The following is an 8,416-nucleotide window of genomic DNA, read 5'->3' as shown; positions in this document are numbered from 1 at the left end:
GGGGAGCGGGGTCACGGAGGTCGTCGGCCCACGCCCGCGCCTCGTCCTGGGTGCTGCCCAGGGTGCCCCGGTAGCGCAGCGCCCGCCCGAAGGTCCCCGTCACCGCGACCAGCCCCGGCGCGGGCGTGCCGGGCGCGAGGGCGTACCCGGCGCGGGTGGTGAGCACGGGCACCCCCTCCCCCTCCAGCCGCCGCGCCAGCGTGTTCACGGTGACCCGGTTCACCCCCAGCCGCGCTCCCAGGGTCTCCCCGGACTGGGGCTGGTCGGTCAGCAGGGGCAGCAGGCGTCCGGGCACGTTCAGCGTTCTAACGGATTGGCTGAACCAAAGGCAATGAACCGGGTTCAGAGATGGGGGTGGGCCAGCGGCAGGACCGGCGGCAGGGACGCGCCCGCCAACCGTGATCCCCGCGTCAGGCCCGGTCCGGGGGGTTTGCTATCTTCGGGGCATGACGATGGTCCGGCAGACCCGGCAGAGACAGGCGGTGATCGAGGTGCTGCGCGGGTCGCGGGCGCACCCCGACGCCGCGTGGATTCATGGCCGGGTGCGCGAGGCGCTGCCGCAAGTCAGCCTGGGCACGGTGTACCGCACGCTCGACGCCCTGGTGCGCGACGGGGTGGTGATCACCATCGAGCGGGCGGGACAGGCCACCCGCTACGACTACAAGCACGCGGGCCACGACCACCACCACGCGGTGTGCCGCGAGTGCGGGGCGATCTTCGACGTGGAGGCCGCCGCCGTGCCGGTGCTGCCCCCCTCGGCGCTGCCCGCAGGCTTTCAGGTGACCGACGTGCGGCTGGAGTTCATGGGCGTGTGCCCCGACTGCGGCATCAGGCCTCCGGTCACGGACTAGCCGGGAAAACCGTCCCGACCCTCCCGCGCTAGCCTGCCGGGATGACCGCTGCCCCCGCTGCCCCGCGCTCCCGCTCGCCCCTGCTCGCCTTTTTGCTGGGGTGGGGACTGGGGGCGCTGGTGCTGCTGCTGGTGCGGGGGGTGGGCTTTGCCGTGCTGGACGGTCCCTGCCAGGGCCGCACCGTGCTCGCGCTGCTGCCGCCGCTGCTGCTGGGGCCGGGGGGACTGGCCCTGACCGCCCTGAACTGGAACCGTCCCCGCCGGGCCGCGCTGTCGCTGGGGCTGGTCGTGGCCTCGCTCTTTCCGGCGCTGGCGGTGGGGGCCCGCGACATCGGCATCCTGCGGGCCTCGGGCTGCGCGGGGGGGTACGTGGTGGTGTCGCGGGGCGGAGAATCGGTGGCCGAACTCACCGTGGACGCGGGCACGACCCTCGACCTGACAGCGCGGGTGGGAGGGTACTCGGCGCAGACGCACCCCGGCGCCTTCGCCCTGAGCACCCAGACCACCGCCCCCGGCGTGAGCGCCACCTTCGGGCAGCCGCAGGCCGCCGCCGGGGAGACCGTGCCGCTGCGGGTCCTCATCTCGCCGCAGACACCCGCCAACACCTACACCCTGAACGTGCGCGGCGTGCAGCGGGGCGAGGCACAGAACTTCGAGGCGACGGGCACACTGACCCTCAATGTGCGGCGCTGATGCCCGGGGGGCGTGGCCGGGTCCGCCGGACCGGGGGCGGTAGGCTGGGGCCGTGAACGTGGCCGAACTCTCCAGCATCAGCCTCCAGACCTTCCTGACCATGCTGGTGGTGATGGACCCGATCGGCCTCGCGCCCATCTTCATCGGGCTGGCCGGAAACCGCCCCAGCTTCGAGCGGCGGCGGGTGGCGCTCAAGGCGACGCTGGTCGCGGGCGTCATCATCCTCTGCTTCGGGCTGTTCGGGCGCGAGCTGCTGGGGCACCTCGGCATCAGCCTCAGCGCGTTCCGCATCGCGGGCGGCATCCTGCTGTTCCTGATCGCGCTGGACATGGTCTTCGCCCGTCCCAGCGGCTCCAAGGAAACCCCCGAGGAGGAACAGGAGGCGCAGGAAAGGGCCGACATCAGCGTCTTTCCCCTCGCCATTCCGCTGATCGCCGGGCCCGGTACCCTCGCCAGCATCATGATTCTGGCCGGGGACGCGCACGGCAGCCTGCCGCTGCTCTCGGCGGTCTTTCTCGTGACCTTCGTGGTGCTGATGCTGTGCTACCTGGCCCTGCGCCTCTCCGGGCAGATCGCCCGCGTGATCGGCGTGACCGGCGTGCATGTGGTGACCCGCGTGCTGGGCGTGCTGCTGGGCGCCCTGGCCGTGCAGTACGTGGCCGACGGGGTGCTGGAATTCCTGCGCGGCGGCACCGAGGAGACGCTGCGCGGGTGGTGGAGCGCGAGAGGCTAACAGACTTGCGGTCACAAGGCTGAGGGGGTCGCCCTCCCCCACGCCCTAGAGCATTTGCCATAAGAATGCGGTGGGTTTCCGCATTCGTTGGCCGAGCGGACTTGCACAGCTGCGCAGCAGAGCGAGCGAAATGAAGAAGAGCATTGGGCAGTCGGGGAGGCACCTGGGGCGCCCTGCCCCGGGGGCCGTCATTCTGCCCAATGCTCTAAGCGACTTGGCGCAACATCTGCGCGGGGGGCTGACTTTAGAATGCTGCGCGTGAACCTACACACGAGCGTGACGGCAAAGGAGGCACGCGAGCTGAGGGCGGTCCCCGACCTCAACGCGCCGCGCGTGCTGGTGCTGAACGCATCCTACGAGCCCCTGCACGTCACGAGCGTCAAGCGTGCCATCACGCTCGTGCAGTACGGGGTCGCGGAGGTGCTGGAGATCGGCGGCGACGTGGTGCGCTCGCCCTCGACCGTGCTGCGGGTGCCCAGCGTGATCCGGCTGCGGCGCTACGTGCGGCGCCCGCGCGTGCATCCGGTGCCCTTCAACCGCCGCAACGTGCTGAGGCGCGACACCTACACCTGCCAGTACTGCGGCTCGGCGCAGGACCTGACCCTCGACCACGTGATGCCCCGGTCGCGCGGGGGGCGGCACGGCTGGGAAAACGTGACCACCGCCTGCCGCCCCTGCAACCAGCGCAAGGGCAACCGCACCCCCGACGAGGCCGGAATGCCCCTGCGCACCCGCCCCCGCGCCCCCACCTTCGGCGTCTACGCGCACGGGCAGTTTGCCCACTGGCAGCCCGAGTGGGCGCGGTACATCGGCCAGGGCTGAGTCGGGAGACCGGTGAGGAGGTGGGGGCCGGGGGGCCTCTGGTGCTGGTGCTCTACACACCCTCTCTCCCCGTGGGACCCGCAGAGCTGCTTGCAGAGAGGGCCCCGCACAGCGAGGGATGAGGCGGCGCGTCACCCGCCAGCCCCCCCACGCCGAGCCAGCACCCCCCGGCCTTCCGCCCTACACTGCCCCGCATGACCCGCGAAGAAGCCCTCGCGCTGATGCAGGCCCACACCCCCTCCGCGTCGCTGCGGCGCCACATGCTCAATGTGGAAGCCGCGATGCGCTGGTACGCCCGCCACTGGGACGAGGACGAGGACCTGTACGGGGTGACTGGCCTGCTCCACGACTTCGACTACGAGGCGCATCCGGACGAGCACCCAAGCTGGGGCGTGGCCTACCTGCGGGAGCACACCAGCCTGCCCGCCGAGGTGCTGGACGCGATCCTGGGGCACGCGGCGTACACGGGCGTGCCCCGCGAGACGCGGCTGGCAAAGACGCTCTTCGCGGTCGACGAACTGACCGGACTGGTGCAGGCGGCGGCCCTGATTCGCCCCGACCGGGACGTGCGCGGCGTGGAGATCGGCAGCCTGACCAAGCGTTTCAAGACGCGCTCTTTCGCGGCGGGCGTGAACCGCGAGGAGGTCGAACAGGGGGCGCGGGAGCTGGGGGTGGAGTTGAGCACCCACCTGGCCAACGTGCTGCGGGCGCTGCAGGAAGCCGCCGACTCATGAGAACTCGCCCGCACATGAAGGACTCATGGATGCGCACTCAGCGCCCGGCCATGTCTCCCGCTCAGACTGTGCTCAATTCAACTGTTGCTGACACAGCGACCTCAAGGAGACTCATGAACAAGACGCTGCTGACCCTGGCCCTGATTTTTGCCGCCCCCACTGCCCTGGCGACTGCCCCCGCGGCAGGCTACCTGCAGGTACAAGACGACACTGCCACCGATACCGGCACCACCGATGACTTCGGCGGCACCGTCGGCGAAGGCGAGGAAGGCGTGGTCGAGGACTTCGGCGAGAACGTTGATCAGGCTGCCGAGGAAACCGGCGAGGCGTTCGACACCACCGTTGAAGACGTCGACACCGCTGTGGACGAGACGGGCGACATCACCGGTGACGGTGTCGAGGACGGCATTGACCCCAACAACGACGGCGTGGTTGATGCCAACGCCGACGGTGTGGCCGATACCCGTCAGTTCCCCTGGGGCCTGCTGGGCCTCGCGGGTCTGTTTGGCCTGGCGGGCCGCAGCCGCCCCGGCCCGGTGCCCGTCGCCACCCACACCACCACCACCAGCACCACCGACCGCCGCTAACCACGGGGTCTGAAACCGCCTCCGCCTCCGGTCAGGGGGCGGTTTTTGTCCTGCTGCCCTGAGGACGTGGTGCCTGCGGGGCAGGGCCCCTCGGCAGCCTGGGGTGAGGGGGCGTGTCCAGACCTACCTGGCCGAACACCTTCTTCCGTTAGACGCTCTACACGACGAATTTGGCCTCCGGCAAGCATGTCCGGAGGCCGGGGCCTAGTTGTCCGGTCAGGCGCGGGGAGGAAACCGCACAAAGGTCATCCAGAACTCCTCGAAGGCGCGGATGGCCTGCAAGAAGTTCTCGAAGCCGACCGGCTTGACCACGTAGCCACTGGCGTGCCGGGCATAGGAGCCGCGCACGTCGTCGTCGGACTGGCTGGTGGTCAGCATGACGACCGGGATGGTGGCGAGGTCGGGATCGGCCTTGATCTCGCCGAGCACCTCCAGCCCGTTCTTGCGCGGCATGTTGATGTCCATCAGGATCACGTCGGGACGGGGAGCGCCCTCATGGTCTCCCTGGCGGCGCAGAAAATGCAGGGCCTCAACCCCGTCGCGGACCACATGCACGCGGTTGGGCACCCGCGCTCCCTCGAATGCCTCCTGGGTCAGCAGCACGTCCGGCTCGCTGTCCTCGACGAGCAGAATCTCGATGTGCGCGGCCTGGGGCGGCAGGTCGGGCGTCACGCGCTCCCCCGCCACTGCGGCAGCTGCAGATGAAAGGTCGTGCCTTCACCGGGAGCAGAACTCAGGGTGAGACGACCGCCATGCGCCTCGGCGATCTTGCGGCAGATGGCGAGGCCCATGCCGTTGCCGGGATAGGTCTCGCGGGGGTTGAGGCGCTGGAAGATCGCGAACACCCGTTCATGATACTCAGGTGCGATCCCTATTCCGTTATCTGTCACCCGAATGAGAACTTCTTCCCCCGCCAGAGCCGCAGTGACACGCACCCGGGGCGGCACGCCCTCCCGGTGGAACTTCAGACCGTTGCCCGTCAGGTTGGTCAGCAGTTGCACCAGCAGCCCCGGATGGCCCAGGACCGTCTGCGGCGCGTCCCACGTCAGCTCTCCGCCGGTCGCCTCCAGCAGCGCTCCGACATTGCCCGCCACCTGCCGCAGCGCGGCGTCGAGCGACACGGCGGTGGGCACGGCCCCGCTGCCGCCGTCACGGCCCACCCGCGCGAAGCCCAGCAGGTCCTGAATCAGCCCACGCATCCGCCCGACCGCCTCCACCATGAAGCCCAGGTACTGGTCGGCGCGGTCGTCGAGTTGCCCGTGGTAGCGCCGCGCCAGCAGTTCGGCGTAGCTGCCCAGCGTCCGCAGCGGCTCTTGCAGGTCGTGCGAGGCCACGTAGGCGAACTGTTCGAGTTCGGCGTTGCTGCGCTCGAGGTCACGCACGGCCGCCTCGAGTCCGGCGCGGGCCTGCTGGCGCTCGCTGATGTCCTGAAACATCACGACCGCCCCGCTCAGCTCTCCCGCCGCGTCATGGGTGGGGGACACCACGTAAGACACCGGGACCGCTTGGCCCCCCGCGTGCCAGAACACGTCCTCCTCGCAGCGGCGGGGCTGGCCGTCGTGCAGGGTCTGGTGGATGGGGCACTCTGCCAGCGGGTAGGCCGAGCCGTCCGCACGGCGGTGGTGGATCAGGGCGTGCTGATCGGCCCCGATCAGACGCTCGATGCTGTGGCCCAGCAGCCGCGCCGCCGCCGGGTTGACAAAGGTGGTGCGCCCCCGGCGGTCCAGCCCGAAGATGCCCTCGCCCGCCGCCGTGAGCAGCAGGGTGGAAAAGCGGGTCAGCTCGGCCAGCTCGCGGGTGCGCCCGGCCACCCGCCCCTCCAGCTCGGTGCCCCACGCCCGCAGGTGTGCCTCGGCGGCCTTGACCGCGCTGAGGTCCTGATTGACCCCCACCCACTCGCGCACCTGTCCGCCGGGAGACACCACCGGCACCCCCCGCGCCAGCATGGGCAGGTAGGTGCCGTCGGCGCGGCGCAGGCGGTACTCGGTCTCATAGAGACTGCGGGTGGACAAGGCATGCGCCCAGGCCAGCCCAGCCGCCGCCCGGTCCTCGGGGTGCAGGGCCATGAGCCAGCCCAGGCCCGCGTACTCCGGTTCCTGCTGCCCGGTAAAGGCCGTCCAGTCCGGCTGCGGCCCCCCGAAGGTGCCGTCGGCGGCGGTGGTCCAGACGATCTGCGAGGTCGCCTCCACCAGCGAGCGGTAACGCTGCTCGCTGCGTTCGAGGTCGTGGCGCAGGCTCTGCTCACGCGTCACGTCCGCGAAGACGGTCGTGACCTGCTTGGCCTGCTGGGTGCCGGGAATGTGGCGCGGCAGGGCCGTCACGTTCAGCCAGCGCGTCTCCCCCGCCTCGCCGGGCACCACGATGCCCAGCAGCACGCCCCGCTGCGGCTCACCCGTCTGCTGGGCGGCGCGGGTGGGTAGGTCTCCGGCCGAGAGGCGTTCGCCCGCCGCCGACACGACGTGCCAGTCCCCCCCCGCCGGAACCGCCCCGGTCATCTGCGCGAGGCTGAGGTCCAGCAGGCGCTGCCCCGCCGCGTTGGCCTGCAGCACCCGGCCGTCTTCCGCCTGCACCAGCAGCCCCAGGCCCAGGCCGTCCATCAGTTCCTCGGCAACTTCCAGCGGATGCCGCGAGTCACGCAGGTGCAGCAGCACGCCGCCCTCCCCGTCGGGGGTCAGGGTCGCCAGCGCCGGGGCCAGCGAGCCGGACAGGGNCGTCTTCCGCCTGCACCAGCAGCCCCAGGCCCAGGCCGTCCATCAGTTCCTCGGCAACTTCCAGCGGATGCCGCGAGTCACGCAGGTGCAGCAGCACGCCGCCCTCCCCGTCGGGGGTCAGGGTCGCCAGCGCCGGGGCCAGCGAGCCGGACAGGGCCACGCTGCGGCGCACCTCGGGCGCTCCTCCCCGCACCTGCGCGGCGGCCTCGGCCAGCAGCCCGGCCGTCTCCGGCGAGAAGAGGCCCCGCCAGCCGTCCGGCCCCGGCTCGCCCAGCCGTTCACGGGCAGCGGGGTTGAGCCACGCCGCCCTCTCCCCAGCCTCCCCAGCCAGCCGCAGCACGGGGTCTGGAAGCGCCGCGAGCAGCGCGGAGGCTCCTGCGGCTGGGATCACGGACACCGGGGCGCTCATCCGCGCAGGGCATACCCGACGCCGCGCACGGTCCGCAACAGGCCGTAGCCGTCGAGGTCGCGCAGCTTGGCCCGCAGGTTCGCCATATGCACGTCCACGACGTTGCTGCCCTCGGGAAGTCGGCCCTGCCAGATTTCCTGGCCGATCTCCTGACGCGAATAGACGCGGCCCGGCTGCCGGATCAGCAGCGCGAGGATGTCGAACTCCTTGGGCGAGAGCCGCAGTTCCTCGGCCTTGTAGGTCACCAGCCGCTTCTGGGGGTCCAGGGTCAGTTCGCCCATCGTGAGGCTCTCGGTGACCCGCTGGCGCAGCTGCACCTTGACGCGGGCCAGCAACTCGTCGGGATGGAAGGGCTTGATCAGGTAGTCGTCGGCACCGAGGCCCAGCAGCCGGACCTTCTCGTCGACCGTGTCGCGGGCGGTCAGCACGATGATGGGCACGGCGCTGTTCTTGCGCAGCCGCTGCACCACGTCGCCGCCGTCGAAGTCAGGCAGGCCGAGGTCCAGCAGGATCAGGTCCGGGTGGTCCTCGCGGGCCCGGATCAGGCCGTTCATGGCCGAGTCGGCGTGCTCCACCGCGTACCCCGCGTCCCCGAGGTCCATGCGCAGCACGTTGGCGATGTCGAGGTCGTCCTCGATCACAAGAATCCGTTGGGCACTCACCCCCTGATGATACCCGTCTTCATGGGCACTTCAGAAGAAATCGTGAGGGGGGCCGCATTCACTCCGCGCGGCTGCCGGAGGCGGGAAGCGCTGTGCTAGGCTGCGGGGACTGCGCCCCGCGCTCCCTTCTGTGGGCCGGGCCGACACAATCCGCCTCTTGTCCCTGGGCCATGCCCCGCGCCGTTTCGGTGCCTGGCCGCATCCCCTCGCCCCCG

At 70.9% G+C, this 8,416-nt stretch carries 10 protein-coding genes; 6 read left to right on the top strand and 4 right to left on the bottom strand.

The annotated features are described in order from the left end of the window. Window positions 1–295 (bottom strand): biotin operon repressor (locus QOL99_RS01605; protein ID WP_285520864.1); only part of this gene is annotated, 295 nt, incomplete at its 3' end. 151 nt (window positions 296–446) lie between these two features. Between QOL99_RS01605 and QOL99_RS01600 the strand changes: the two genes are divergently transcribed. The 6 genes from QOL99_RS01600 (at window position 447) to QOL99_RS01575 (ending at window position 4,419) form a co-directional block, all read left to right on the top strand. Then, window positions 447–851 carry a Fur family transcriptional regulator gene (locus QOL99_RS01600; RefSeq protein WP_285520863.1) on the top strand — a complete coding sequence of 135 codons (405 nt, stop codon included), beginning with the start codon at window positions 447–449 and terminating at the stop codon, window positions 849–851. A gap of 41 nt (window positions 852–892) precedes the next feature. After that, window positions 893–1,543 carry a hypothetical protein gene (locus QOL99_RS01595; RefSeq protein WP_285520862.1) on the top strand — a complete coding sequence of 217 codons (651 nt, stop codon included), beginning with the start codon at window positions 893–895 and terminating at the stop codon, window positions 1,541–1,543. Between the two features lie 52 nt (window positions 1,544–1,595). Continuing rightward, on the top strand, window positions 1,596–2,276 hold the full coding sequence (locus QOL99_RS01590) for a MarC family protein (RefSeq protein WP_285520861.1): 681 nt from the start codon (window positions 1,596–1,598) through the stop codon (window positions 2,274–2,276). A 258-nt stretch (window positions 2,277–2,534) separates the two neighbouring features. Beyond that, the gene (locus tag QOL99_RS01585) at window positions 2,535–3,098 is read left to right on the top strand and encodes an HNH endonuclease (RefSeq protein ID WP_285520860.1); all 564 of its coding nucleotides are present in this window, start codon (window positions 2,535–2,537) and stop codon (window positions 3,096–3,098) included. 194 nt (window positions 3,099–3,292) lie between these two features. Then, entirely contained in the window at window positions 3,293–3,832 is a 540-nt protein-coding gene (locus tag QOL99_RS01580) for an HD domain-containing protein (protein WP_285520859.1), read from the top strand. 113 nt (window positions 3,833–3,945) lie between these two features. Next, on the top strand, window positions 3,946–4,419 hold the full coding sequence (locus QOL99_RS01575) for a WGxxGxxG-CTERM domain-containing protein (RefSeq protein ID WP_285520858.1): 474 nt from the start codon (window positions 3,946–3,948) through the stop codon (window positions 4,417–4,419). A 216-nt stretch (window positions 4,420–4,635) separates the two neighbouring features. Here QOL99_RS01575 and QOL99_RS01570 read toward each other — a convergent pair whose 3' ends face one another. From QOL99_RS01570 to QOL99_RS01560, 3 genes are all read right to left on the bottom strand, one after another. Then, a complete protein-coding gene (locus QOL99_RS01570; protein ID WP_285520857.1) occupies window positions 4,636–5,091 on the bottom strand; it encodes a response regulator in 456 nt (151 codons plus the stop codon). Then, complete coding sequence (locus tag QOL99_RS01565; protein ID WP_285520856.1) at window positions 5,088–7,070, bottom strand: PAS domain-containing sensor histidine kinase; 1,983 nt, start codon at window positions 7,068–7,070, stop codon at window positions 5,088–5,090. Before QOL99_RS01565 ends, QOL99_RS01570 begins: the two co-directional genes overlap by 4 nt. A 465-nt stretch (window positions 7,071–7,535) precedes the next feature. Further along, the gene (locus tag QOL99_RS01560) at window positions 7,536–8,201 is read right to left on the bottom strand and encodes a response regulator transcription factor (protein WP_285520855.1); all 666 of its coding nucleotides are present in this window, start codon (window positions 8,199–8,201) and stop codon (window positions 7,536–7,538) included. Between the last annotated feature and the right edge of the window lie 215 nt (window positions 8,202–8,416).

Source organism: Deinococcus rhizophilus (assembly GCF_030271215.1).
Classification (GTDB): Bacteria; Deinococcota; Deinococci; order Deinococcales; family Deinococcaceae; genus Deinococcus; species Deinococcus rhizophilus.
Note: the sequence above shows the minus strand (reverse complement) of the source record. Positions and strands in the feature narration are given on the sequence as shown.

What these genes read in the sequence shown, in the direction of transcription:
- QOL99_RS01600 (WP_285520863.1), top strand. Translation starts at nt 447, where the DNA reads ATGACGATGGTCCGGCAGACCCGGCAGAGACAGGCGGTGATCGAGGTG.
- QOL99_RS01595 (WP_285520862.1), top strand. Translation starts at nt 893, where the DNA reads ATGACCGCTGCCCCCGCTGCCCCGCGCTCCCGCTCGCCCCTGCTCGCC.
- QOL99_RS01580 (WP_285520859.1), top strand. Translation starts at nt 3,293, where the DNA reads ATGACCCGCGAAGAAGCCCTCGCGCTGATGCAGGCCCACACCCCCTCC.
- QOL99_RS01575 (WP_285520858.1), top strand. Translation starts at nt 3,946, where the DNA reads ATGAACAAGACGCTGCTGACCCTGGCCCTGATTTTTGCCGCCCCCACT.